Annotated in this window: 24 protein-coding genes; 11 read left to right on the top strand and 13 right to left on the bottom strand. The window is 64.1% G+C overall.

The window, feature by feature from the left end; genetic code table 11:
- The first annotated feature begins 3 nt into the window (after positions 1 to 3).
- The 3 genes from AC0L2C_RS18425 to AC0L2C_RS18415 all read left to right on the top strand — a co-directional run bounded on the left by AC0L2C_RS18425 (position 4) and on the right by AC0L2C_RS18415 (position 4,667).
- Positions 4 to 2,643 carry an FtsK/SpoIIIE family DNA translocase gene (locus tag AC0L2C_RS18425; protein WP_473524070.1) on the top strand — a complete coding sequence of 880 codons (2,640 nt, stop codon included), beginning with the start codon at positions 4 to 6 and terminating at the stop codon, positions 2,641 to 2,643.
- Positions 2,644 to 2,807: 164 nt separating this feature from the next.
- Positions 2,808 to 3,491, top strand: a complete 684-nt coding sequence (locus AC0L2C_RS18420) for an outer-membrane lipoprotein carrier protein LolA (RefSeq protein WP_027155917.1) — start codon at positions 2,808 to 2,810, stop codon at positions 3,489 to 3,491.
- 369 nt (positions 3,492 to 3,860) lie between these two features.
- Positions 3,861 to 4,667, top strand: a complete 807-nt coding sequence (locus AC0L2C_RS18415) for an exodeoxyribonuclease III (RefSeq protein WP_473524069.1) — start codon at positions 3,861 to 3,863, stop codon at positions 4,665 to 4,667.
- A 212-nt stretch (positions 4,668 to 4,879) separates the two neighbouring features.
- On the opposite strand, the gene AC0L2C_RS18410 is transcribed toward AC0L2C_RS18415, so the two are convergent.
- Positions 4,880 to 5,335: a cyclic nucleotide-binding domain-containing protein gene (locus tag AC0L2C_RS18410; RefSeq protein WP_023800566.1), complete on the bottom strand. Its 456-nt coding sequence runs from the start codon at positions 5,333 to 5,335 to the stop codon at positions 4,880 to 4,882.
- 232 nt (positions 5,336 to 5,567) lie between these two features.
- Positions 5,568 to 6,251 carry a response regulator transcription factor gene (locus AC0L2C_RS18405; protein ID WP_023800565.1) on the bottom strand — a complete coding sequence of 228 codons (684 nt, stop codon included), beginning with the start codon at positions 6,249 to 6,251 and terminating at the stop codon, positions 5,568 to 5,570.
- Positions 6,252 to 6,335: 84 nt separating this feature from the next.
- On the opposite strand from AC0L2C_RS18405, the gene AC0L2C_RS18400 reads away from it, so the two are divergent.
- Complete coding sequence (locus tag AC0L2C_RS18400; RefSeq protein ID WP_473524068.1) at positions 6,336 to 6,932, top strand: L,D-transpeptidase family protein; 597 nt, start codon at positions 6,336 to 6,338, stop codon at positions 6,930 to 6,932.
- A gap of 119 nt (positions 6,933 to 7,051) precedes the next feature.
- Here the strand turns inward: AC0L2C_RS18400 and AC0L2C_RS18395 are convergent, their stop codons facing one another.
- Positions 7,052 to 7,288: a hypothetical protein gene (locus tag AC0L2C_RS18395; RefSeq protein ID WP_473524067.1), complete on the bottom strand. Its 237-nt coding sequence runs from the start codon at positions 7,286 to 7,288 to the stop codon at positions 7,052 to 7,054.
- Positions 7,289 to 7,452: 164 nt separating this feature from the next.
- Here AC0L2C_RS18395 and gcvA point away from each other — a divergent pair, with 164 nt between their 5' ends.
- Positions 7,453 to 8,388 carry a transcriptional regulator GcvA gene (gene gcvA, locus AC0L2C_RS18390; RefSeq protein ID WP_287173850.1) on the top strand — a complete coding sequence of 312 codons (936 nt, stop codon included), beginning with the start codon at positions 7,453 to 7,455 and terminating at the stop codon, positions 8,386 to 8,388.
- Between the two features lie 60 nt (positions 8,389 to 8,448).
- On the opposite strand, the gene AC0L2C_RS18385 is transcribed toward gcvA, so the two are convergent.
- The 6 genes from AC0L2C_RS18385 to tsaD form a co-directional block, all read right to left on the bottom strand.
- On the bottom strand, positions 8,449 to 8,871 hold the full coding sequence (locus AC0L2C_RS18385; RefSeq protein ID WP_473524066.1) for a DUF1761 domain-containing protein: 423 nt from the start codon (positions 8,869 to 8,871) through the stop codon (positions 8,449 to 8,451).
- Positions 8,872 to 9,003: 132 nt separating this feature from the next.
- A complete protein-coding gene (locus AC0L2C_RS18380) occupies positions 9,004 to 9,603 on the bottom strand; it encodes a class I SAM-dependent methyltransferase (protein ID WP_473524086.1) in 600 nt (199 codons plus the stop codon).
- 53 nt (positions 9,604 to 9,656) lie between these two features.
- Positions 9,657 to 10,082: an EVE domain-containing protein gene (locus tag AC0L2C_RS18375; protein WP_023800559.1), complete on the bottom strand. Its 426-nt coding sequence runs from the start codon at positions 10,080 to 10,082 to the stop codon at positions 9,657 to 9,659.
- A 123-nt stretch (positions 10,083 to 10,205) separates the two neighbouring features.
- Positions 10,206 to 10,502 (bottom strand): YciI-like protein, encoded by a 297-nt coding sequence (locus AC0L2C_RS18370; RefSeq protein WP_473524065.1) that lies wholly within the window; start codon positions 10,500 to 10,502, stop codon positions 10,206 to 10,208.
- Positions 10,503 to 10,527: 25 nt separating this feature from the next.
- On the bottom strand, positions 10,528 to 11,538 hold the full coding sequence (locus AC0L2C_RS18365; RefSeq protein ID WP_287241319.1) for an NAD(P)H-dependent glycerol-3-phosphate dehydrogenase: 1,011 nt from the start codon (positions 11,536 to 11,538) through the stop codon (positions 10,528 to 10,530).
- The gene (gene tsaD, locus AC0L2C_RS18360) at positions 11,535 to 12,620 is read right to left on the bottom strand and encodes a tRNA (adenosine(37)-N6)-threonylcarbamoyltransferase complex transferase subunit TsaD (protein WP_287241324.1); all 1,086 of its coding nucleotides are present in this window, start codon (positions 12,618 to 12,620) and stop codon (positions 11,535 to 11,537) included. Before tsaD ends, AC0L2C_RS18365 begins: the two co-directional genes overlap by 4 nt.
- A gap of 102 nt (positions 12,621 to 12,722) precedes the next feature.
- Between tsaD and hemC the strand changes: the two genes are divergently transcribed.
- From hemC to AC0L2C_RS18330, 6 genes are all read left to right on the top strand, one after another.
- Positions 12,723 to 13,649 (top strand): hydroxymethylbilane synthase, encoded by a 927-nt coding sequence (gene hemC, locus AC0L2C_RS18355; RefSeq protein WP_473476033.1) that lies wholly within the window; start codon positions 12,723 to 12,725, stop codon positions 13,647 to 13,649.
- A gap of 1 nt (position 13,650) precedes the next feature.
- Complete coding sequence (locus AC0L2C_RS18350) at positions 13,651 to 14,367, top strand: uroporphyrinogen-III synthase (protein ID WP_287241317.1); 717 nt, start codon at positions 13,651 to 13,653, stop codon at positions 14,365 to 14,367.
- A 91-nt stretch (positions 14,368 to 14,458) separates the two neighbouring features.
- The gene (locus AC0L2C_RS18345) at positions 14,459 to 15,952 is read left to right on the top strand and encodes a COG4223 family protein (protein WP_473524064.1); all 1,494 of its coding nucleotides are present in this window, start codon (positions 14,459 to 14,461) and stop codon (positions 15,950 to 15,952) included.
- Between the two features lie 10 nt (positions 15,953 to 15,962).
- Positions 15,963 to 17,564, top strand: a complete 1,602-nt coding sequence (locus AC0L2C_RS18340; protein WP_287241315.1) for a heme biosynthesis protein HemY — start codon at positions 15,963 to 15,965, stop codon at positions 17,562 to 17,564.
- Between the two features lie 64 nt (positions 17,565 to 17,628).
- Entirely contained in the window at positions 17,629 to 18,108 is a 480-nt protein-coding gene (locus AC0L2C_RS18335; protein ID WP_287343388.1) for a tellurite resistance TerB family protein, read from the top strand.
- A 13-nt stretch (positions 18,109 to 18,121) separates the two neighbouring features.
- Positions 18,122 to 18,838, top strand: coding sequence for a glutamine amidotransferase (locus tag AC0L2C_RS18330; RefSeq protein ID WP_287241312.1), 717 nt, complete (start codon positions 18,122 to 18,124; stop codon positions 18,836 to 18,838).
- A gap of 36 nt (positions 18,839 to 18,874) precedes the next feature.
- On the opposite strand, the gene AC0L2C_RS18325 is transcribed toward AC0L2C_RS18330, so the two are convergent.
- The 4 genes from AC0L2C_RS18325 to zwf all read right to left on the bottom strand — a co-directional run bounded on the left by AC0L2C_RS18325 (position 18,875) and on the right by zwf (position 23,123).
- Positions 18,875 to 20,116, bottom strand: a complete 1,242-nt coding sequence (locus tag AC0L2C_RS18325) for an MFS transporter (RefSeq protein WP_287241311.1) — start codon at positions 20,114 to 20,116, stop codon at positions 18,875 to 18,877.
- Between the two features lie 300 nt (positions 20,117 to 20,416).
- Positions 20,417 to 20,878: a Ros/MucR family transcriptional regulator gene (locus tag AC0L2C_RS18320; protein WP_023800548.1), complete on the bottom strand. Its 462-nt coding sequence runs from the start codon at positions 20,876 to 20,878 to the stop codon at positions 20,417 to 20,419.
- A gap of 147 nt (positions 20,879 to 21,025) precedes the next feature.
- Entirely contained in the window at positions 21,026 to 21,730 is a 705-nt protein-coding gene (locus AC0L2C_RS18315; protein ID WP_287241310.1) for an ROK family protein, read from the bottom strand.
- Between the two features lie 16 nt (positions 21,731 to 21,746).
- Complete coding sequence (zwf, locus tag AC0L2C_RS18310; RefSeq protein ID WP_287241309.1) at positions 21,747 to 23,123, bottom strand: glucose-6-phosphate dehydrogenase; 1,377 nt, start codon at positions 23,121 to 23,123, stop codon at positions 21,747 to 21,749.
- Positions 23,124 to 23,139 lie beyond the last annotated feature (16 nt).

Genomic DNA, 23,139 nt, shown 5'->3' with positions numbered 1-23,139 from the left:
CGAATGCGTTCAGGGGCTTCAGCACCGCTTGCGCTGGCCGATACGGAGCACGGCATCAGGGCGTTGGCGCGGCGTCAGGTCGGCCGGCTGCTCGGCGCCGGCCTGTTTGCGCTGGTCGCCTTCGGCGTCGCCAGCCTCGCCACCTGGAACGTCGCCGACCCAAGCTTCTCCCATGCCACCGACAACATCGTCACCAACGCCATGGGCTATGTGGGCGCTGTCTTCTCCGACCTGGCCATGCAGTTCTTCGGCCTTGCTGCGGTCGCGGCGCTGGTGCCGGCGGTGGTCTGGGGATCTCTGCTGTTTTCGGCACGCGGCGTCGACAGGCTGCCGAAGCGCGGGCTCGCCTGGTTCGGCTACGCGGTGCTTGCCGCGGCCATGGCCGGCTGCGTGGTGCCGCCCAAGACCTGGCCGCTGCCGACCGGTCTCGGCGGCGTGTTCGGCGACATGGTGCTCAAGATTCCCGGGCTCGTCGTCGGCGGCTATCCGACCGGTCTCATCGCCAGCGTGCTCGCCGTGCTTCTGGCCGCGCCGGCACTGTGGCTGTTTGCCTACGGCTCGGCGCTGATTGCACGCAAGAACGGTTTCGCCGTCCTGGAGCAACCGGCCGCAGCCGACCAGGACGACCTGCTTTTCGACAATGACGAGGATGAGGGCGACGAGGGCATTCTGGCGCTTGGCGCGATCACGCATTGGTGGCTATCGTTGCGGGCCTACCTCCGCCGCCGCGCCGCCCGCCGCCGCGCGCGCGACGATTTCGAACCGGAGCCGCGCGCCAGCGCCTGGCGGCGCGCTGCCGAACGGGTCGAATCGGCCGAATTCGCCGAATCGCGGATGAGTGCCGATGGCCGCGCCCGCGTCGAGCCGGAATTCTTCGCCGCCATGGTCAACGACCGCAGCGCCTCGCTCGATCCCGACGACGCCGATGTTTTTGACAATGACGACGACATGGACTTTGCGCCGGAGCCCGTGGGCCAACGCAGCACTGCGCCCAATGCGAAGGTGCAGCCGTTCCGCTCCGATGCCGCCACCCGTGTCGCGGCACCGGCGCCGCGGCCGGTTCCGGGCGCGCGCGTCCAGCGCGAAGCGCAGTCCTCGCTGATCGGCTCCGAACAATTCGAAATGCCGTCGCTGCATTTCCTGTCCGAGCCGAAGAACGTCGTGCGCGACGCCAGCCTGTCCAAAGATGCGCTCGAGCAGAATGCCCGCCTGCTCGAGGGCGTGCTGGAGGATTTCGGCGTCAAGGGCGAGATCATCCATGTCCGCCCCGGCCCGGTCGTCACGCTTTACGAGTTGGAACCGGCGCCCGGCATCAAATCGTCGCGGGTCATCGGCCTGTCTGACGACATCGCCCGCTCGATGAGCGCGATCGCCTGCCGCGTCGCCGTGGTGCCCGGCCGCAACGCCATCGGCATCGAACTGCCGAACGCCAAGCGCGAGACCGTCTATCTCAGGGAAATCATGGCCAGCCGCGATTTCGAGACCACCAAGGCCAAGTTGGCGCTGGCGCTCGGCAAGACCATCAACGGCGAGGCGGTCATCGTCGACATCGCCAAAATGCCGCACGTGCTGGTCGCCGGCACCACCGGCTCGGGCAAGTCGGTCGCCATCAACACCATGATCCTGTCGCTGCTCTATCGACTGACGCCGCAGGACTGCCGGCTGATCATGATCGACCCGAAAATGCTGGAGCTCTCGGTCTATGACGGCATCCCGCATCTTTTGACGCCCGTCGTCACCGATCCGAAGAAGGCGGTGGTGGCGCTGAAATGGACCGTGCGCGAAATGGAGGACCGCTACCGCAAAATGTCGAAGGTCGGCGTCCGCAACATCGACGGTTTCAACGCGCGGGTGCAGCAGGCCGAGAAGAAGGGCGAAAAAATCTCGCGCACCGTGCAGACTGGCTTCGACCGGCAGACCGGCGAAGCGGTCTATGAGACGGAAAACCTCGATCTCGAGCCAATGCCCTACATCGTCGTCATCATCGACGAGATGGCCGATTTGATGATGGTCGCCGGCAAGGACATCGAAGGCGCGGTGCAGCGCCTGGCGCAGATGGCGCGCGCTGCCGGCATCCACGTCATCATGGCGACGCAGCGGCCGTCGGTCGACGTCATCACCGGCACGATCAAGGCCAACTTCCCGACCCGCATCTCCTTCCAGGTGACGTCGAAGATCGACAGCCGCACCATTCTGGGCGAACAGGGCGCCGAACAGCTGCTCGGCATGGGCGACATGCTCTACATGGCCGGCGGCGGCCGCATCCAGCGCGTACACGGTCCCTTCGTTTCCGATGACGAGGTCGAGAAGATTGTCGCGCATCTGAAGCTGCAGGGCGTGCCGGAATATCTCGATGCCATTACCGAGGATGACGACGAGGACGACGATGAGCCGTCGGGCAAGGGTGGCTCGGGCGGTGGCGGCGGCAATTTCGAGGATTCCGACGATCCCTACGACCAGGCGGTTGCGGTCGTGCTGCGTGACGGCAAAGCCTCGACAAGCTACATCCAGCGCCGGCTCGGCATCGGCTACAACCGCGCCGCCTCTATCATCGAGAAGATGGAGAAGGAAGGCATTGTCGGCCCGGCCAACCATGCCGGAAAACGCGAAATTCTGGTGCCGACGGAGGACGACAAGTTCTGATCCGCCCGCCAAGCCGACAGGATTTTCGCGGCTGCAACCTGACGGCAGCAACTTTGAACCTTCTGGCGCGTTTGCAACGACCAAGCGCTGTTCGGCCGCCAAACTTAAGCCCAACTGCGGGCCAAACACTGCGACAACAGAAGAACCAGACGAGAGTAACCGGCATGAAAAACTCTTCTTTCGCCACGATCAGCGATTTTGCCCCGACCCGCCGCCAACTGCTTGGCCTCGGGCTGGTCCTGGCCGGCGCCGCGGCCATCAATGTCGTGCCCGGGGTCCAGTTGCTGGCGTCGGCGCAAGCGGCGGTGCCAGCCACCGCGCAGAAGATCGCCGACCATTTTTCCTCGGTCAAATCGATGGCCGGCGAATTCGTGCAGTTCGGACCCAAGGGCGAGCAGACCGGCGGCAAGTTCTTTCTGGAACGGCCGGGCAAGATACGCTTCAACTATGATGGGACGTCGAATTTCCGGGTGATTTCCGACGGCAAGTCGGTGGTCATCCTCAACAAGCGGCTGAAAACGTCCGATCTCTACCCATTGTCTAAAACGCCGCTCAAGCTGCTGCTCGACACCAGGATCGACCTCTCCGGCGGCCGCGTCAAAAGCGTCAAGGAAGAGAACGACGTCACCACCATCCAACTCGCCGACAAATCGGTGTTCGGCAGTTCGAAGATCACCATGATGTTCGATCCGAAAACCTACGAATTGCGCCAATGGACGATTACCGACGCGCAAGGCAAGGACACGACGGTGATGATCTTCAACGTCAGGGAAGGCGTAAGCTTCGCCCCCGACACTTTTGCCATCGACTATACGGCCAACCGCGAACTGAACACCAAGTCGCGGTAGGTTGCCAACGCTGTCGGAAGGTTCCAGGCGTTGGTGCTGCCCCTCACCTGCCTGCCGGCATCCTCTCCCCGTATAGGGACGGGGAGAGGGGACCCTTCATCAATGATTTCGCCAACCAATTGTCAGCGTAGCAAAACGAGCGCCAAGGGTGAGGTCAGCCCCTTCTCCCCGTCACTATACGGGGAGAAGTGCCCGGTAGGGCGATGTGGGGCGGCGCCGAGGTCGACCATAACATCAACAGGCCCGGCCAACCGCTGCCGGCTTGTTTTTGCGGTGGGCGGCTGGCAGTAGTTTCCGGGATTGACTTTGAAAGACCTCGTTCCCGTCGGAGCCATCTGGCGGACCTTGCGCTGTCCCGGAATCCCAAACATGCCCTTTTCGATCGCGACCTGGAACATCAATTCCGTCCGCCTGCGCATGCCGCTCGTCGAACGCCTGCTTGTCGAACAGGCACCGGACGTGCTCTGCCTGCAGGAAACCAAAGTTCCGGACGAACTGTTTCCCGAGAAGGCGATTCGCAAGCTCGGCTATCAGCACATCGCCTTCCACGGCCAGAAGGGCTATCACGGCGTGGCGACGGTGGCGCGCCGGCCGATCGCGATTGTCGAAAAGCGCCGCTTCTGCGAGATCGAGGACTGCCGACATCTGTCGGTCACCGTGCGGGCCGGCGGCAAGGCGATCCTGCTGCACAATTTCTATGTTCCGGCCGGCGGCGACGAGCCCGACCCAGTTATCAACCGCAAGTTCAAGCACAAGCTGGATTTCGTCGCCGAAATGAACGCCGTCCGCGCCGAGCACGACGAAGTGTCCGGCTCGATCCTGGTCGGTGACCTCAACATCGCGCCGCTCGAGCACGATGTCTGGTCGCACAAGCAGCTCCTGAAAGTGGTCAGCCATACGCCGGTCGAGACGGAAAATTTCGAGGCGATGCGGCTCGCCGGCGACTGGGTCGACCTGATGCGGCTCAACGTGCCTTACGAGCAGAAGCTCTACACCTGGTGGAGCTATCGCGCGCAGGATTGGCAAGCGTCGGATCGCGGCCGGCGGCTCGACCATGTCTGGTCGTCGCCAAACCTGGTGCCGAGCTTTGCGGGCTACGAGATCCTGCGGCCGGCGCGCGGCTGGCAACGGCCGTCGGACCATGTGCCGGTGATCGCTCGGTTCGACCTGGATTAGGTGTATCGATATTCAGATGAGGCCGGCCTGCGAATGGTGGTCTCCTGCCCTTCCGGTGCTCACGTACCCAAAAGTACGCTCCGCTCCGGTTCTCGGATCCCACCATTCTCGGCTCGGCCTGATCTGAATCTCGACACGCCTCAGCCCTGCCGCCCCTGATCCGATTGGCTTTCACGGTCTGTTGCGAGAGCGAGTTGCAAAAGCATCCGGTATCAGTCGTCGAAACGCGGTGCCAGCTTCTCGATGCGGCGGATCATTGCCAGAAAATCCTCGGAGATGCGCTGGTGCAGGTGGACCGCGATGTCGGGATATTCCTCCAGGATGCGGTGGAACATCTTGCGGCTGAGCCGCAGCACTTCCGAATCGATCTCGGCGGATGCGCTGGTCAGCCGGTTGGTGTCGGCGATCAGCGCCAGTTCGCTCAGCATCGTACCGGGGCCGGCCGTGCCTATCGGGACACGGGCACCATCCTGCTCGCGATACAGCACGATGCGCCCGCTGACCACGATATAGGCGCAATCGGCCTCGTCGTCCTCGCGGTAAAGCTTGTGGTCGGCCTGCAGCCTGGTGGTTTCCGCGCCAAAGGCGAGCAGACGCAGCTGTTCCTCGGTGAAGCTCTCGAAGAGCCTCACGGCGGACAGGATGCGGATGTCGTCATCCAACGCCATCTAGCTGTGTCCCCGAACGGCCAGTCCAATCCCTCCATTGGAGCGCCGAGCGTTCCTTTGGACGCGGCAAAGGACGCTCTAAACGCTTTGAAATCGACGCATCGGGCTTTCCAAAAAACGAATCGGGTTTTTGGGCCGTTGCGCCAGCGAGCTCAATCCAGAACCACCTCCAGTCTCAGGATCGTACCCGAAAGCGGCGCCTCCCCTAACCGCTGATTGAATGATTAAATATTTAAGGAACCAGCTTGTAGCCACCACTTTCTGTCACAAGAATTTCTGCGTTGGAAGGATCGCGCTCGATCTTCTGGCGCAGCCGATAGACATGGGTTTCCAGCGTGTGCGTGGTGACGCCGGAATTGTAGCCCCACACTTCCTCGAGCAGCACGTCGCGCGTCACCACCTTCTGGTCGGCGCGATAGAGATATTTGATGATCGAGGCTTCCTTTTCGGTCAGCCGCACCTTGGCGCCGCGCTGGTCGATCAGAAGCTTCTGGCTAGGCTTGAACGTGTAGGGGCCAACCGAAAAGGTGGCGTCTTCGCTCTGCTCATGCTGGCGAAGCTGGGCACGGATGCGAGCCAGGAGAACTGCGAAGCGGAACGGCTTGACCACATAGTCGTTGGCGCCGGCTTCGAGGCCGAGAATCGTGTCGGAATCGGTGTCGTGTCCTGTCAGCATGATGATAGGCGACTTGTAGCCGCCCTTGCGCAGCATCTTCACCGCCTCTCGGCCATCCATGTCGGGGAGGCCGACATCCATGATGAGCAGATCGATGATGCCGCCGCGGGCCGTGGCGATGCCTTTGGCAGCGGTTGATTCCTGCAGGACGTCGAATTCTTCATAGAGAGACAATTGCTCGACGAGCGTGCCGCGCAGGTCGTCATCGTCATCGACGATCAGAATGGTGCGTGAAGTCATGGATCAATCCGTTGTTTTGAAAAGAAAATTCAGTTGACCGCTGCCTGTTTATGCGGAAGCTGACCGGCACAACAGCCGATCACAATGATTTGTTCCGTGGCACGATCATACAAGAAAAAACGCGCATGCAATGAGGCGAGCGCATTTTTGCGAAAAGGGCTTCGTGTTCTAACCGTGCGCGCCAGGCCCGGCCACCCCAGCCAGGGACTTCTGCACGCTGGCAAACTGGTGTTTTCCTGTGCGCTGGGGCGCGGCGGCATATCGGCCGGCAAGCGCGAAGGCGATGGCGCCACGCCGCTTGGGTTGATGCGGATACTGTCGGGATATTTCCGTAACGATCATTTTCCCGGCGGCCGCAAAACCCGGCTGGCGATGGCGCCGATCGGTCGCGATCTCGGCTGGTGCGAAGTGCCTGAGGACCGCAACTACAACCGTCCGGTCAAGATTCCCTATGGCGCCAGCCACGAGCGGATGCTGCGCGCCGACCGCCTTTATGACGCCTGCCTGGTGCTCGACTGGAACATTGCGCCGCGTCGCCGCGGACGCGGCAGCGCCATCTTCTTTCATCTGGCGCGCCCCGACTTCACGCCGACGCAGGGCTGTGTCGCGGTGACGGCACGCACGATGGCCCGGCTGCTGCCGCTGCTGTCGGACCGCACGGTGATGAGGGTGGTGAGATAGGGGAATAGGGGAATAGGGGAATAGGGGAATAGGGCAGGAAGAAAGTGCCAGTAGGATTGCGCGGACGCGCCGCTTCCTTTCGTTTTCGTACTCCCCTACTCCCCTACTCCCCTACTCCCCTACGTCCGCGGCCTCTGCCAGCCGATGTCGAGCAGACCCAACCGGCCGAGTTCCCGGTCCATCGCGCGCGCGACATCCTTGCGTTCGGCGCCGATGTCGCGCAATTGCCGGTCCGGAAGGTCGTCGACGTTCTCGGGCGGGAGGTTGACCGCCATTTTTGCATGGCGGAACCAATCAGACACCGCGCGCAGCCAGGGCGGGCGGATGGTTACAGGACTCAAGACGATGTGAGACATGGTGCAATCCGGCTTCTCCGGACATCAAGTCCGGTTTGATGTTTGTTCGATGGTCACATCATGACGGATTGAAACTAAAACGAGAAACGAGTAGTTTTCTCTGCATCTTCAAGTTTTGTTTGAGGATTGAAAATGCTCGACCGACCTCTCCTCGTCCTATTCTGATGGCGCGCCTGCTGCCTGGAACCCGTGCCCTGAGGACGCTGGAAGCAGCCGCCCGGCACCTCAATTTCACCCGCGCCGCGGACGAACTTGGCCTGACCCCGGCCGCGGTCAGCCACCAGATCAAGGAAATCGAGGATCAGCTCGGCATCGTGCTGTTCACGCGCACCAGCCGCACCATCCGGCTTACCGAGGCGGGCGCGGTGCTGTTCGAGGCCTCGACCGACGCGCTCGACCTGCTTGGCCGCGCCGTCTCACGGGCGCACAAGCTGGCGCGTGGAACGGCGTTGCTGAAAGTGACACTCGACGCCCAGTTCGCGACAAAATGGCTGATGCGACGCGTCGACGATTTTCGCAAGCAGCGACCGGGCATCGAGCTCCGCTTCGACATTGCCTCTGAATTGCGCGATTTCGACCTGGACGACGTCGATGTCGGCATCCGTTTCGGCGCGGGAAAATATCCGGGACTTTGCACCCACCGGCTGTTCGACAACATCATCATCCCTGTGTGCAGCCCCAGCCTGCTGGCCTCCGGCCCGCCTCTGCGCGAGCCACGCGATCTCTTCCATCACACGCTCGCCCACATCGAGTGGGCGCGACAGGGCGTGACCTGGCCAAACTGGCGGATGTGGATGGCGGCGGCCGGCGTCGACGATTTCGACGACAGCCGGACGATCGTTTTCGGCACCTCGACCGACGCCGTTCAGGCCGCGCTCGACGGCAATGCCGTTGCGCTCGCCGATTTTGCCATGGTGGCGAACGACCTTTCCGAGGGCCGGCTGATCCGGCCCTTCGAACTTGGCATCAAGGTTCCGCCCGACTTCGCCTACTTCCTGGTCTATCCCGTCGCATCCGCCAATGATCCCAGGATCGTGGCGTTCAGGGATTGGCTGCTCAACGAAGTTCACAACCCGCAGCCGGAGCCGACGCTTGGATGAGCTTCAGGTCGCTCTGAGTGATCAGCTGGCAGTCGTCGACCTATTTTCATGGCGGCAGCGTCAGCCCGCGACATCCGCCGCGCCGAACCAACCGATCACCGCGCCGATGATAAGCAGCACGCCGAGCCAGTGGCCGCAGTCGATGATGATCAAGTCCCAGTCGAACCCTTGGTAGCGATGATTGGCGGATAGCGTCGTGGCGACGAATCCGAACCAGAGAACGAAGCCGAAGACGAGCCCGGCAACGAGGCTCGGTTCGCCACCGGTCATCGCTGCGACGATCAGAGACATGACGAGCGCCATGACAATTTCCGCGACGAAGCTGATTACGAAGGGCAGCGGCGATTTACTCATGGTCGCCGGATCAAGCCTGGTGGCCTTTAGCCACGGCTTGCTCAGGCCCATGTACCAGGCAGCGCCGAACAACCACGCCACCACCGCGGCGACGATCACTGCCAGCCAGTTCACTGCTGAAAAATCCATGATTTCCTCCCCGGAAGCATGTCGCTCAAAAGCATGCCCCCGGGCCCGAGCCGGGGTGCCCAGCGGTTTTGGGACAACGGCATTCGTATTCTCAAAATCGAAGCGTGATGGAACGCCTGTTCGGCGATGCCGTCAAGAAAACCGCCAGACGGTGGTGCGTTTGACCAGCGCGTCTTCCAGCGCCCGGGTTACCGCCACCTCGTAGACGGCGAGCGGCTCCAGTCCAGCTTTCGGCAGATAGGAGCGGCCGGGATCGCCAACGAGGATGTCGGCGCCACGCGCCTTGAGCGTCGCGAACCATGGCTTCAGCTGGTCGGCGAAGGATTTGTCGTAGAAGACGTCACCGGCCAGGACCACATCCCAGCCCGCATCGGTTCCGATGCAGTCGGTGCCAAGAAACATTATCCCGACGCCATTGGCCTCGGCGTTGAGGCGGATCGCGGTCGCGCAGAACGGGTCGATGTCGGCGGCGATCACCTCTGCCGCGCCGGCCTTCACTGCCGCAATGGCGACAAGGCCGGAACCGGAGGCAAAGTCGAGCACGCGCTTGCCCTGCACATCAGACGGATTGTCGAGGATGTAGCGGGCAAGGCCCTGGCCGCCGGCCCAGGCGAAGGCCCAGAAAGGCGGCGGCAGACCGATTTCGGCCAGTTCGTCCTCTGTCCGCTGCCACAGATCATGCGCCTCGTCGGCCAGATGCAGCAGCATCTCCGGCACATGCGGCGGTGCCATCAGCGCCGTGTTGTCGAGGATGAAGTTTCTCGCGCTGTTTGGCGTCAGCGCCGTCACGGCGCCGGCGTCAGGTCGCCCATGCGGCAGACCTCTTTCCATTCGGCCGGCGTCACCGGCTGCACGGAAAGTCGTCCGAGCCGGACCAGCGCCATCTCGGCAAGCTTGGGGTTGGCCTTGACCTGCTCCAGCGTCACCGGCTTCGGCACATCCTTGACGGCGCGGATATCGACACATTCCCAGCGCGGATCGTCAGTAGTGGTGTCCTGATGGGCCAGCGCGCAGACCTCGACGATGCCGACCACGTCGAGCCCGTCGTTGGAATGGTAGAAGAAGCCGAGATCGCCGATCTGCATCGCCTTCATGTTGTTGCGCGCCGCATAGTTGCGCACGCCGTCCCATTGCGTGCCGGCCTTGCTCTTCGCCTTGAGGTCCTCGAAGGAGAAGACCGAGGGTTCGGATTTGAACAGCCAGTAGTTCATTTTTTGCTCCTCCGCGGCTGGAGATCAGCTGCAGCGCCGCGCGTCTTTCAGACGCGCAAAGGACGCTGTAGCACTTTGATTTTGCGCATGATCCTCTCCGAAAATCGATTCCGATTTTCGGAGTCATGCACTCACTGGCTTGTTGAAGGTCCAATTCCATTGCCGGATTTCGACGCTTTCGAACAGCCCTGCCCTGGCAAAGGGGTCTGCCGCCGATAGCGCTTCTGCCGCCTCCAGATCGGGCGCCTCAACCACGACGAGGCTGCCGTTCGGCTTGCCGTCGGCGTCGAGGAACGGACCGCCGAAGGCCAGCTTGTTCTCGCCGTTCAGTCCCTCCAAAAAGGCAACATGCTCGGGCCGCGTATCGAGCCGCACCTGCAGGCTTCCAGGCTTGTCCTTGCAAATCAGCGCAAACAGCATCTTTCCATCTCCGGATTGTTCAACATTACACGTCGGTTTCGGTCTTCAGCGGCCTTGTCATCAGCGCCGACACAGCCTGGCGGATGGTGATCGTGCCGTCCAGTATGGCGGCGACGGCGGTGATGATCGGCGCGTCGATGTTGCGCTCGGTGGCGATGCGGGCGGCGATCGCCGCCGTCGGCACCCCTTCGGCCAGGGGCAGCCCGGCAAGCGGCTTGCCTTGCCCCAGCGCCAGCCCGTAGGCGAAATTGCGCGACTGGGCGGACGAGCAGGTGAGCAACAGGTCGCCGAGACCGGAAAGTCCCATCAGCGTTTCCGGCCTGGCGCCGAAGGCGGCGCCGATGCGGCGCAATTCGACAAAGCCGCGCGTCACCATGGCGGCCTGGGCGCTGGCGCCGAGTTCGGCGCCGGTGACCGCACCGGCGGCAATGGCGAAGACGTTCTTCAGCGCGCCGCCGATCTCGACGCCGATGAGGTCGTCGCTCGAATAGCAGCGCAGATTCTGCGCCGAAAAGCGTGCGGCCAGGTCGGCCGCCAGACCCTCATTGCCGGCGGCGACCACCACGGCCGTCGGCAGCCCCCTGGCGACGTCAGTGGCGAAGCTCGGCCCGGACAGGGCGGCGACCAAATTTTCAGGCAGGGTCTCTCCAGCGACCGCCGACAGCAATGCGCCGGTGTCGCGCTCGATGCCCTTGGCGCAGAGGACCAGCGGGACGTCCTTCGGCATATGGGCTTTCGCGGTGGCCAGCATGGCGCGCAGCGACTGCGCCGGCGCCACCGCCAGAACGCAGTCGGCGCCGTCGAGCGCAGCCTCGATGTCGCTCGTTGCCACGATGCCGGCTTGGAGCGCTATGCCCGGCAGATAGCGCGGATTTTCGCCACGGTCGATCGCGGCGACGGTCTCCGGGTCGCGCGCATAAAGGCGGACGAAATGGCTGGCGCGCAGCATGGCCAGCGCCAGCGCCGTGCCCCAGGCACCGCCGCCGAGCACGGCAATGCGCCAGCCGCTTGGTACCTCGTGCCCGCTGCCGCTCATGCCTTGGCTCCGCGCCGGCCCGAGCCGACCATCGGAGCGGAGATGCTGTCCAGCGGCCAGCGCGAACGCGGCACGAAATCAGCGGTGTTTTCACCCGATATGCCGGCGCGCAGCCGCTCGATGCCGGCCCAGGCGATCATCGCCGCATTGTCGGTGCAGAGCTTGAGCGGCGGCGCGACGAAAGCAAAACCGGCCTTCTCGCACAGGGCTTCGAGTGTCGTCTTGATCGTCCGGTTGGCGGCGACACCGCCTGCAACGACGAGCGCAGGCTTCAGCTCGCTCGGAAACTCCTGGCGGAAACGGTTCAGCGTCCTCGAAACACGGTCATCCAGCGCATCCGCAACCGCCGCCTGGAAGGAGGCGCAGATGTCGGCGACGTCCTGGTCGCTCAAAGGGGCAATGGCCGTCGCTGCTTGGCGCACGGCGGTCTTCAGCCCGGAAAAGGAAAAATCGGGCTGCGCCGAGCCCTTCATCGGCCGCGGGAAGGCGAAGCGCGCGGCGTCGCCGGTCGCCGCCGCCTTCTCGACATTCGGCCCGCCTGGATAGGGCAGGCCGAGCATCTTGGCCGTCTTGTCAAAAGCTTCGCCGAGCGCATCGTCGATGGTCGTCGCCCAGCGCTGGTAGTCACCAACGCCGCGCACCGCGACGATCTGCGTGTGGCCGCCGGACACCAGCAGCAACAGATAGGGAAAGTCGAGCCCGTCGGTCAGCCGCGCGGTCAGCGCATGGCCTTCGAGGTGGTTGATGGCGATCAGCGGCTTGTTCGCCGCGGCTGCGATCGCCTTGGCCGTCATCAGCCCGACGATCAGACCGCCGACGAGGCCGGGGCCGGCGGTCGCAGCGATCGCGTCGATATCGGCGAGATCGACGCCTGAATCGGCAAGCGCGGCCTCGATGATGCCGTCCAGCGCCTCGACATGGGCGCGCGCGGCTATTTCCGGGACGACGCCGCCGAAGGCGGCGTGCTCTTCGATCTGGCTGAGCACGATATCAGACAGGATTTTCGGCGCGCCGCCGCCGTCCAGCGCTACCACGCTGGCGGCGGTCTCGTCGCAACTCGTCTCAATGCCCAGAACGCGGATCATTCGTTGCCATCCCTGGAGATTGTGCAACCAGCCTTTCCCCGTTAGGAGAAAGCCCGGAAACGGCCTCAATCTGCCGGGGGTTATCACGGACAGCGCGCCATGCAAACAACCTTGAAAATCGGAACACGCGGCAGCCCGCTGGCGCTGGCGCAGGCGCATGAAACGCAGGCGCGGCTGATGGCCGCTCACCGTATGCCGGTTGAGGCATTCGAGGTGGTCGTCATCTCGACCAGCGGCGATCGCATCCAGGACCGGCCGCTGTCGGAAGCCGGCGGCAAGGGGCTGTTCACCAAGGAAATCGAGGAGGCGCTGCTGGCGCGCCGCATCGACATCGCCGTGCATTCGTCGAAGGACATGCCGACGGTGTTGCCCGACGGGCTGGAACTGTCTGCCTTCCTGCCGCGCGAGGATGCCCGCGACGCCTTCGTCGGCAAGGCGGCCAAAACGATCGCCGGATTGCCGCACGGCGCGAAGGTCGGTTCGTCGTCGCTCCGGCGCCAGGCGCTGATCCGGCGGATGCGGCCGGATCTCGACGTGGTGATGTTCCGCGGCAATGTGCAGACGCGGCTGCGCAAGCTCGACGAGGGCGTCGCCGACGGCACCATCCTTGCCTATGCCGGGCTGAAGCGGCTCGGACTCGAAGATGTCATCACCGACCTGATGCCGCTCGACAGCTTTCCGCCGGCGCCGGGGCAAGGCGCGATCTGCATCGAAAGCCGCATCGGCGATCTCGATGTGGAAAGAATGCTGACGGCAGTCCACGACGTGCCGACCGGGCAGGCGCTGGCCTGCGAACGCGCTTTCCTGGCGGCGCTCGACGGTTCCTGCCGCACGCCGATTGCCGGCCATGCGACGATATCGGCCGAAACGGTGTTCTTCGGCGGGCTGATCATCTCGCCGGACGGCGTGCAATCGCATGAGGTCAAGGCGGAAGGCCCGGCGCAGGATGCCGCGCGCATCGGCGACGAAGCTGCCAGGACCGTGCGGGCCAAGGCCGGCGAAAAATTCTTCGACGGCTGGGCCTGACATGCGTCCCGTCCTGGTGACGAGGCCGGAGCCGGGCGCCTCGCGCACGGCACAGCGGCTTGAAGACCTGGGTTTTAAGCCGATCCTGCTGCCGCTGACCGAAACGGTGGCGCTGCCGGTTGATCCGGACAGGGTCGCAGCCAATGCCGCGGCCGTTGCCGTCACCAGCGCCAATGCCGTGCGCCATGCGCCGAAAGAAATCAGCACGGCGCTCGCCGGTTTGCCTTGCCATGCCGTCGGCAGACGGACAGCGCAGGCCGCCCGTGCGGCCGGGTTTCTGTCGGTCAGCGAAGGGCCGGGCGATGCCGAGGCGCTGGCGGATGCGCTTGCCGGCGATTGCGCCGGACATCCCATCGTCTATTTGTGCGGGCGGGTGCGTTATTCGGGTTTCGAGCAGCGGCTGCAGTCGGCAGGCGTTCAGGTTCGCGCCGTCGAGACCTATGACACTGTCGCGCTGGATTATTCCGACGAGGCCGTTCTTGCGCGCTTGTCCGGCCGGCCGGTCGAGGCGGTGCTGCTCTTTTCGGCCAAGGCCGCCACAGCGCTGCAGGCACTGGCTGGGCGGCCGGCGCTGCGTGAGCTTTTTAAAAAGACATGTTTTTTTGCGCTGTCCGGACGTATCGCCGCAGCCTTGGAGACGGTTGCCTCAGAACAGCTCCGCGTTGCGCCGGAGCCCAGCGAGGAGGCGCTGCTGGAGCTTTTGCGGACGTCGCCTTGACCCCGTGTCATCACGCCGCCCCTTTTCACCGCTTGGTGATGTGCTAGACCCTTCCTGAACCATCCCGAAGCGAAATTTGCGGAGCCCAAGCATGGTCAAGACGCCGAAGATGCGGCATTCGAAAAGCCGTCGCGAGCCGGTGACCATCGAGCTCGAGCCCGGCGCTGTCTCGCGCGTTGCCGACGAGGATGCCGCCAACGGGCGGACTGACGAGGCGAAGGCGGAGGAGGCGGCAAGCGCGTCGCAGCCGGAAGCGCCTGAAGAACCCGTCCATGCCGACCAGACCGACATCGAGCCGTGGGAACATGCCGAAGCGGCCCCACCGGCCGGCTCGGAACAGCCGGCAGAGGGCGATGCCAAAACTCCTGAAGGGCCCAAACCGACTTATCCGGCCGGCTCGGAGGCATCGGCGAAGCGGGCCTTCGACTACAGTTTCGACGACGCATCGGCCAAGGACGCTTCGGCCAAGGCGGGCGCCGCAGACGCGCCGAAGGAAACCCAGACAGGGACTGAAGATATGGCAGCGCAGCCGAAGCGTGGCGGCATCAACGGCATCGCTGCCGGCATTATCGGCGGCGTCATCGCGCTGGCTGCCGCCGGAGGGCTGCAGTTTGCCGGCCTGCTCGGCGCGCCAGGGGTTGGCGATTTATCCTCGAGCGGCGTGTCGCTCGATGGCGTCAACAGCGAAATCGCTGCGCTGAAGAGCGAGATTGCCGGGCTCAAGGATACAGCCGGCAACAATGACGCCTCGGCCAAGGTGGACGGGCTGTCGTCAGCGCTGGATCAGGTCAAGACGGATGTCGCGGCGCTGAAATCGGCGATCGAGCAGGGCGGAGCAGGCGACACAGCCGGGCTTGCAGCCCTCGGCGACAAGGTCAGGCAGATCGAGACGGCGGTTGCGGCGCTTGGCCAGACCAGCAACACGGCGCCGGTCGATCTCGGACCGCTCAATGAAAAGCTGGCCGGGCTCGACGCGGCGGTGAAATCCGCCGGCGAGACGGCGAAGGCACAGGACGGCCGGCTTGCAGCGCTGGAACAGTCGGTGTCTCAGCTTTCCGGCAAGGTCGAGGCACAGGCCGGGCAGCCCAAGGCTGCGCTCGCCATCGCCGCATCGGCGCTGAAGGCAGCACTCGACCGTGGTGCGCCATTCGCCGCCGAACTCGAAACCTTTGCGGCGATTTCGCCGGATGCTCCAGAGATCGCAGCCTTGCGTCCCTACGCCGAAACGGGCGTTCCGACCCGGGCGGAGATCGCAACCGAAATGCCTGCCGCCGCCAATGCCATGGTCGCTGCCTCCGAGCCCGTCGACCAGAATGCCGGCTTCCTGCAAAACCTGCTGTCGAGCGCGCAATCGCTGGTCAAGGTCAGGCCGATCGGTGCAGTCGAAGGCGCTGGCGCTCCGGAAATCGTCGCTCGCATGGAGGTGGCGGTCGATCAGGGCGATTACGCCAAGGCGCTCAGCGAATACGATATGCTGCCCGAGGCGGTGAAGGCGGCCGGCGCCGATTTTGCCGGCAAACTGAAGGCGCGAATCGAGGTCGAGAAGCAGGTCGACGCGCTGATCGCCAGTGCGATGAAGGCGTGAGGGAAACCCGATGATTCGCATTCTGCTTTTCCTCGCCGTGGTTTTCGCGCTCGGGCTGGGTTTCGCCTGGCTGGCCGACCGGCCAGGCGAGATGGTCGTCACCTTCAGCGGCTATCAATACCAGGTCAGCCTGATGGTGGCAGCGGTGGCGGTCGTTGCCGTGGTTGCCGCGGTGATGATCGTCTGGTGGCTGCTCAAGGCGCTGTGGAACAGCCCCTACACCATCTCGCGCTATTTCCGCGTGCGCCGTCGCGATCGTGGCTATCAGGCGCTGTCGACCGGCATGATTGCCGCCGGCGCCGGTGACGGGGCGCTCGCCCGCAAGAAGACCAAGGAAGCGGCAAAGCTGATCCGCTCCGATCAGGAGCCGCTGATCCAATTGCTGGAGGCGCAAGCCTCGCTGCTCGAAGGCGACCATGAGGGTGCCCGCGAAAAGTTCGAGACCATGCTCGACGATCCCGAAATGCGGCTGCTCGGCCTGCGCGGGCTTTATCTCGAGGCCGAACGCCTCGGCGACCGCAACGCGGCGCGGCACTACGCCGGCCGCGCCGCGGCGATGGCGCCGCAGTTAGCCTGGGCCGCCGAATCGACGCTGGAAGACCTGACCGGGCGCGGCGACTGGGACGGCGCGCTGAAACTGGTCGAGGCGCAGAAATCGACGCGGCAGATCGAGCGCGATACCGCCAACCGGCGTCGCGCCGTGCTGCTCACCGCCAAGGCGCAGGCGCTGATCGACAGCGATCCCAATGCCGCCAAAACCGCTGCTCTGGAGGCCAACCGGCTGCGGCCGGATTTCGCGCCGGCGGCGGGGATCGCAGCCAAACTGCTGTTCAGACAGAATGATGTGCGCAAGGGCGCGAAGATCCTCGAAACGGCGTGGAAAGCCGAGCCGCATCCAGAGATCGCCGAGCTTTACACCCACGCCCGGCCAGGCGATGCCGTGCTCGACCGGCTGAACCGGGCGAAGAAGCTGCAGGAGATGAAGAAGAACCACGCCGAATCGTCGCTGGCGGTGGCGCGCGCCGCGCTCGACGCGCAGGACTTTTCAACCGCCCGCAAAGAGGCCGAGGCGGCTATCCGCATGGATCGCCGCGAAGGCGCCTATCTGCTTCTGGCCGACATCGAGGAGGCAGAGACCGGCGATCAGGGCAAGGTGCGGCAGCTTTTGTCCAAGGCAGTGCGTGCGCCGCGCGATCCGGCCTGGGTCGCCGACGGCGTCGTTTCCGAACGCTGGGCGCCGGTGTCGCCGATCACCGGCAAGCTCGACGCCTTCGAGTGGCGTGCGCCGATGGAGCGGCTCGGCCAACTCATCGACAGTGACGAGGATGCGCCGGACGCCGCGGTGCCGACAATTGCAGCGCCAACGAAGCCGGAAAAGGAAAATGTGATCGAGCTGAACCCCGCTGGTTCGGCCGAAAGACCGACCGCTGTGGCGGCATCGGAAACTGACGAAGACGATGTTGCGCCGGTCACCGCCACGGCGTCTGCCGCAGTGCCGCCGGATGGCGACGCTGCCGAACCGGCGGAGGAAATGGCCCGGCTGCCCGACGATCCCGGCGTCGATCCGGACGACGAAGAGCAAAAATCACCACGCAAGTTTCGATTGTTTTGATTTGGCTGAGCTTGAAAAGTTTGTCTGAGCTTGAAAGTTTTGGCGGATGGGAAGCAGGAATCACATGTTCGAACGCGTTCTGTCGTTTCTGAAGGACCTGCCGGCAGACGGCCGCGCCCGCAACAACGCCGATGATCCGCGCGTTGCCGCATCCGCCCTTCTCTACCATGTGATGAGTGCCGACGGCGTGCGTCAGGATGCCGAATGGGAGCGGTTCAAGGCGGTGCTGGCGGAAAGCTATTCGATCAGCGGCGACGAGCTCGACGCGCTTGCCGCTGCCGGCGAGCGGGCCGACAATGAGGCGATCGACCTCTACGCCTTCACCAGCGTTTTGAAGCGTCAGCTCGATCCGGACGCGCGAAAAGCCTTCATCGGCCTGATGTGGGAAATCGTCTATGCCGATGGCGAATTGCACGAGCTCGAGGACAATATCGTCTGGCGCGTCGCCGAGCTGATGGATGTCGAACGCCACGACCGCGTCGAGGCACGCCGCAAGGCGGCCGCCGAAGTGCCGGGCGCGGCTGGAACATCGAGCGACGAATAGACGGGATTTCCCCATGCCATCCACGCCGAGGCCGAGACCAAAAATCCTGATCGTGCTGCATCAGGAGAGTTCGAGCCCCGGGCGCGTCGGCCACATGCTTATCGAAGAAGGCTTCGACCTTGATCTCCGCCGCCCGCCGCTCGGCGACGCTTTGCCGGAAACACTGGACGGTCATGCCGGAACCGTGGTGTTCGGCGGACCGATGAGCGCCAATGACGAGGACGATTTCGTCCGCCGTGAGACCGACTGGCTAAAAGTGCCGCTCCGGGAGAACCGGCCGTTGCTCGGCATCTGCCTCGGCGCGCAGATGCTGGTCAACCATCTTGGCGGCAAGGTCGAGGGTCATGGCGAGGGGCTGGTCGAGATCGGCTGGTATCCGCTGACAGCGACCGAGGACGGCAAGAAGCTGATGCGCTGGCCTGAGATGGTCTATCAGTTTCACCGCGAGGGCTTTTCGCTGCCGAAGGACGCGACGCTGCTGGCGACGGCCGAAACCTATCCCAACCAGGCCTTTCGCTATGGCGACAATGCCTGGGGCATCCAGTTCCATGGCGAATTGACAAGGGCGATGATGCAGCGCTGGGTCGTTCGCGGCGCGCATCGCTTCGAGTTGCCCGGCGCGCAGCCCGGTCGCGATCATCTCGGCGGCCGGCTGATCTGGGACATGCATCTCAAGCGCTGGCTCGGCGAATTCCTGCAGACGATCTTCGGCAAGCCGGCGCTGTCCTGATCTGGTCTAGTTTGCCCGGATCAGAGTGCCCTGGGATCAGTTTCGCCCGTTGAGGTGGCGCACCTTGCGCAACTGCGGGAACAGCACCGCCCACAGCCCGGCGACAACGACTGCGCCGACGCCGCCGATCACCACCGCGGGCACGGTGCCGATCAATGCCGCCATGGTGCCGGCGCGGAATTCGCCGAGTTCGTTGGAGGCGCCGACGAAAACCTGATTGACGGCGTTGACGCGGCCGCGAACCTTGTCCGGCGTCCACAGCTGGATCAGCGTCTCTCTGATGTAGACGCTGAACATGTCGGCGGCGCCGAGCAAGGCGAGCGCTGCGATCGACAGCCAGGTGATGGTGGAAAGGCCGAACAGCACCGTGAAGGCGCCGAACAGCGCGACGAAGCCGAGCATGACCACGCCGGCATGGTTGCGGATCGGATGTCCGGCCAGCCAGATGGCAACGCAGATGGCGCCGATGCCCGGCGCCGAACGCAACAGTCCCAGGCCCCAAGGGCCGAGTTCGAGGATGTCGCGCGCATAGACCGGCAGCAGCGCCGTGGCGCCGGACAAAAGCACGGCGAACAAATCGAGCGAAATGGCGCCGAGCACGATCTTCTCGCTCCAGATATAGCCGAAGCCGGCAAACAGGGTCTGCATCGTCGGCCTGTCGGTCTCGCTGCGCTGGGCAGGCTTTGGGATGGTGAAGACCAGCACCGCAGCGACAAACATCAGAACGGCAGCGGTGCCGTATGCCGCTTGCGCCGAGAGCCCGTAGAGCAGGCCGCCGGCGACCGGTCCGACGATGGTCGCCGTCTGCCAGGCGGACGAATTCCAGGCGATCGCGTTGCCGAAATCCTCCGGCGGCACGAGGTTGGCGAACAGCGACGCCGCTGCCGGTCCGAAGAAGGCGCGCGCGATGCCGAACATGGCGAGCACGCCGAAGATCAATCCCGGTCCGCTAAGTCCGCGCAGCGTCAGCAGCAGCAGGGCCAGCGCGCAGATCGCCTCCAGCAGCACCATCAGCGCCATGATCAGGCGGCGGCCGAAACGGTCAGCGACCACCCCGGTGATCAGCACCAGCAGCAGCGAAGGCAGGAACTGGACAATGCCGACAAGGCCGAGATCGAACGGATCGCGGGTCAGGTCGTAGACCTGCCAGCCGACGGCGACGGATACGATCTGGGTGGCGAATGTGGCGAGGAAGCGTGCCGCCCAATAGCTCAGGAAGCGTTTGTGCCGGAAGGCGGCATAGCGCCGGTCGGGCGGTGCGTGAGGTTCGGGTGTCATGAATCAGGCCCCGTGGCAAGGAAGTCGGCCGGCGGGGCACTTCCACGAGGGCGCTGGTCCGACCACCGCGCTTTTAGCGCAGTTCGGTGCGAGGCGCGCGCAAAAATCGGCTCTGGATCAAGGATTTCCGGCTACCATGCTAATTGCACAGCTCGGCGGAGGTGGAAGGGTTATTAGGGGCGCAGGTCGAGTTCTCCCCGCGCCCCCTCTTGTCCTGCCGGACATCTCCCCCCAAGGGGGGAGATTGGACGTCGCGACGGCTTTCGCCAATCTCGAGCGTCAAAGGCGACTTCGAGCGCGTCAGACCGTGGCCTTGGGCTTCCTGGTCTTCTTGACCGGCGCCGGCGGGGCGGCCTTGCGGCCAAGGCCGATCGCCTTCGCCAACTGTGAGCGCGAGGCCGCATAGGTCGGGGCGACCATCGGATAGTCAGCCGGCAAGCCCCATTTGGCTCGGTAGGCATCCGGCGTCAGTCCGAAATGAACGCCGATATGGCGCTTCAGCGATTTGAACTTCTTGCCGTCTTCGAGGCAGATGATGTAATCCGGCGTCACCGATTTCTTGGGATTGACCGCCGGGATCAGCGGTGCTGCGACCGGAACGGCGGGCTGGCCGAGCCCACCTATCGACGCGCTGACGCTGGCGATGAGATCGCCGAGGCCGGAAGCGGGCAAGCGGTTCTTCTCGACGTAAGCGGACACGATGTGAGCGGTCAGCTCGAGAAGGTCGATGTCCTTGCGGGCTTTGTTGCTGTCGTCGGTCAATCTATTTTCTCCGTTAGTGGGGTCGCAGAATTCCTAGTCGGCAAATCTGCATAACGCAATGACGCCGCACCACGCTACACATTATTTTGAATAACAATACTAACGGCCGGGCCAGATCAACAGGTTTGGGCCCGAACCGCTATAATATCAGACAATCAGGGATTTGTCGCGCCACAGTCGAAATCCCCCGTCGAAGGCGCGTGTGTTGTCGCCACGCCTGCAACCGGCAGGCAATTCGTCGAGTTTGTCGACATTGCCGCCGCCGATGACCACATAGTCAGGCTGAAGGGCGGCGCGCAGCCGCTCGACGACGTCGAAGACGTGTTTGCGCCATTTCTTCTTGCCGCGCTTTTCAAGGCCGCGTTCGCCGACATAGTCCTCGAAGCTGCTGCCCTTCTTGTAGGGAAGATGCGCGAGTTCCATCGGCTGGGCGACGTTGTCGAGGATCATCGCAGCACCGAGTCCGGTTCCGAGACCCAGGAACAGCATGCGCCCGCCTTCATAGCTGCCGACGGCCTGCATCAGCGCGTCGTTGACCAGCTTCACCGGCTTGCCGAACTGCGTTGCGAAGTCAAATCCGACCCAACCCTTGCCGAGATTGGCGGGGTCGGCCAGTGGCCTGTTGTGGTGCACCGGGCCGGGATAACCGATCGAGACGACATCGTAGGGCAAGCCATCGGCGAGCGTCTGCACGACGGCGATCATCTGCTCCGGCGTCAGGCCGGGTCCGGAATCGGCTCTGCGCTCCTCGCCGCCGGCGCTGGTGAGGATCTTGACATGGGAGCCGCCGATATCGATCGCAAGCACGATCTTTTCGCTGTCCGGTGCTTGCTTTTTCGCCGCCTTGGCCATTGCGTCGCCTCCGAGTTCATTTCGCCGGGTTGATCCAGCCGTTCGGCGGTCCGAACCCGGCCATCGCATCGGCCGGACCCCATGCTCCCGGCTCATAGAGGTGTGGCGGCGTGGTATCGCCGAGCACCGGGCCGACGATCCGCCAGGCAAGCTCGCTGGCGTCCTGGCGGGTGAACAACTGGCCATTGCCGTTCATGGCGTCGCCGATCAGCCGCTCATAGGGCGGCATGTCGCCCTTGCTGTCGTCGAGCGCGGTGAGTTCGACCTGCTCGCCGATCATGTCGTCACCAGCGGCCTTGCGCTGGGCGCCGATCGAGATCGCCACCTGCGGGTCGATGCGGAAACGGACGTGATTCGCATCTCCGGGTTTGATCGGGTCGAAGACGTCGAGTGGCGGCCGCTTCAGCCGCACGATGACCTCGGTGGCGTGCACCGGCATGCATTTGCCGGCGCGGATGAAGAAGGGCACGTCCCGCCAGCGCCAGGTGTCGACGAAGAAACGCACCGCCGCGAAGGTCTCGACCGGCGAATTCGACGCGATGCCCGGCTCGCTGAGATAGCCTTTGAACTGGCCGCGCACGACATCGTCACTGGTCAGGGTCCGGATCGCCCGCAGCACCTGCACCTTCTCGTCGATCAGATCGTCGGCCGAGCGGCCAACGGGCGGCTCCATGGCCAGCAGCAGCAGGATGTTGAGCAGATGGTTCTCGATGACGTCGCGGATGCAGCCGACCTCGTCGTAGAAGCGGCCGCGGCCTTCGACGCCGAAATCCTCGGCCATGGTGATCTGCACGCTCTCGACGAAATTGCGGTTCCAGATCGGCTCGAGAAAGGAATTGGCGAAGCGGAAATAGAGCAGGTTCTGGATCGCCTCCTTGCCGAGATAATGGTCGATGCGAAAGATCGACTGCTCGTCGAACACCAGGTGAAGGACCCGGTTCAGCCAGCGCGCCGATTGCAGATCGTGACCGAACGGCTTTTCCACCATCAGGCGCGCGCCCTGGGCTGCGCCCGACTGTTCCAGGCCCTGGATGACCGTCTCGAACATGGTCGGCGGCACCGCCAGATAGTGCAGCGGGTGCTGCGCGGTCCCGAGCGCGCTTTTCAGCTTCTCGAATGTCGCGGCGCTGCGGTAGTCGCCGCTGACATAGCGAAGCAGCGAGGCAAGTTTTGCGAATATCTTCTCGTCGACCTTGCCGATGGCCTTGACGATGCCGTCGTGGGCCCGCGCCTGCAACTGCTTCAGGTCCCAGGCGTCGAAAGCGACGCCGATCACCGGTTCGGTGAGCGTTCCCTTGGCGACCATGGCGTAAAGTGCCGGGAAGATTTTTTTGTGGGCGAGGTCGCCGGTCGCCCCGAAAAGCACCAGCGTGTCGGACCGTTCCTGGTTCATGAGCGTGTCTTCCCCG

The organism is Mesorhizobium sp. WSM4845 (assembly GCF_055811455.1).
Note: the sequence above shows the minus strand (reverse complement) of the source record. Positions and strands in the feature narration are given on the sequence as shown.

Bases quoted from the DNA above. Each gene is read 5' to 3' on its own strand.
- AC0L2C_RS18425 (WP_473524070.1), top strand. From the start codon at position 4: ATGCGTTCAGGGGCTTCAGCACCGCTTGCGCTGGCCGATACGGAGCAC.
- AC0L2C_RS18420 (WP_027155917.1), top strand. From the start codon at position 2,808: ATGAAAAACTCTTCTTTCGCCACGATCAGCGATTTTGCCCCGACCCGC.
- AC0L2C_RS18415 (WP_473524069.1), top strand. From the start codon at position 3,861: ATGCCCTTTTCGATCGCGACCTGGAACATCAATTCCGTCCGCCTGCGC.
- AC0L2C_RS18410 (WP_023800566.1), bottom strand. From the start codon at position 5,335: ATGGCGTTGGATGACGACATCCGCATCCTGTCCGCCGTGAGGCTCTTC.
- AC0L2C_RS18405 (WP_023800565.1), bottom strand. From the start codon at position 6,251: ATGACTTCACGCACCATTCTGATCGTCGATGACGATGACGACCTGCGC.
- AC0L2C_RS18400 (WP_473524068.1), top strand. From the start codon at position 6,336: ATGATTTGTTCCGTGGCACGATCATACAAGAAAAAACGCGCATGCAAT.
- AC0L2C_RS18395 (WP_473524067.1), bottom strand. From the start codon at position 7,288: ATGTCTCACATCGTCTTGAGTCCTGTAACCATCCGCCCGCCCTGGCTG.
- gcvA (WP_287173850.1), top strand. From the start codon at position 7,453: ATGGCGCGCCTGCTGCCTGGAACCCGTGCCCTGAGGACGCTGGAAGCA.
- AC0L2C_RS18385 (WP_473524066.1), bottom strand. From the start codon at position 8,871: ATGGATTTTTCAGCAGTGAACTGGCTGGCAGTGATCGTCGCCGCGGTG.
- AC0L2C_RS18380 (WP_473524086.1), bottom strand. From the start codon at position 9,603: ATGGCACCGCCGCATGTGCCGGAGATGCTGCTGCATCTGGCCGACGAG.
- AC0L2C_RS18375 (WP_023800559.1), bottom strand. From the start codon at position 10,082: ATGAACTACTGGCTGTTCAAATCCGAACCCTCGGTCTTCTCCTTCGAG.
- AC0L2C_RS18370 (WP_473524065.1), bottom strand. From the start codon at position 10,502: ATGCTGTTTGCGCTGATTTGCAAGGACAAGCCTGGAAGCCTGCAGGTG.
- AC0L2C_RS18365 (WP_287241319.1), bottom strand. From the start codon at position 11,538: ATGAGCGGCAGCGGGCACGAGGTACCAAGCGGCTGGCGCATTGCCGTG.
- hemC (WP_473476033.1), top strand. From the start codon at position 12,723: ATGCAAACAACCTTGAAAATCGGAACACGCGGCAGCCCGCTGGCGCTG.
- AC0L2C_RS18350 (WP_287241317.1), top strand. From the start codon at position 13,651: ATGCGTCCCGTCCTGGTGACGAGGCCGGAGCCGGGCGCCTCGCGCACG.
- AC0L2C_RS18345 (WP_473524064.1), top strand. From the start codon at position 14,459: ATGGTCAAGACGCCGAAGATGCGGCATTCGAAAAGCCGTCGCGAGCCG.
- AC0L2C_RS18340 (WP_287241315.1), top strand. From the start codon at position 15,963: ATGATTCGCATTCTGCTTTTCCTCGCCGTGGTTTTCGCGCTCGGGCTG.
- AC0L2C_RS18335 (WP_287343388.1), top strand. From the start codon at position 17,629: ATGTTCGAACGCGTTCTGTCGTTTCTGAAGGACCTGCCGGCAGACGGC.
- AC0L2C_RS18330 (WP_287241312.1), top strand. From the start codon at position 18,122: ATGCCATCCACGCCGAGGCCGAGACCAAAAATCCTGATCGTGCTGCAT.
- AC0L2C_RS18325 (WP_287241311.1), bottom strand. From the start codon at position 20,116: ATGACACCCGAACCTCACGCACCGCCCGACCGGCGCTATGCCGCCTTC.
- AC0L2C_RS18315 (WP_287241310.1), bottom strand. From the start codon at position 21,730: ATGGCCAAGGCGGCGAAAAAGCAAGCACCGGACAGCGAAAAGATCGTG.
- zwf (WP_287241309.1), bottom strand. From the start codon at position 23,123: ATGAACCAGGAACGGTCCGACACGCTGGTGCTTTTCGGGGCGACCGGC.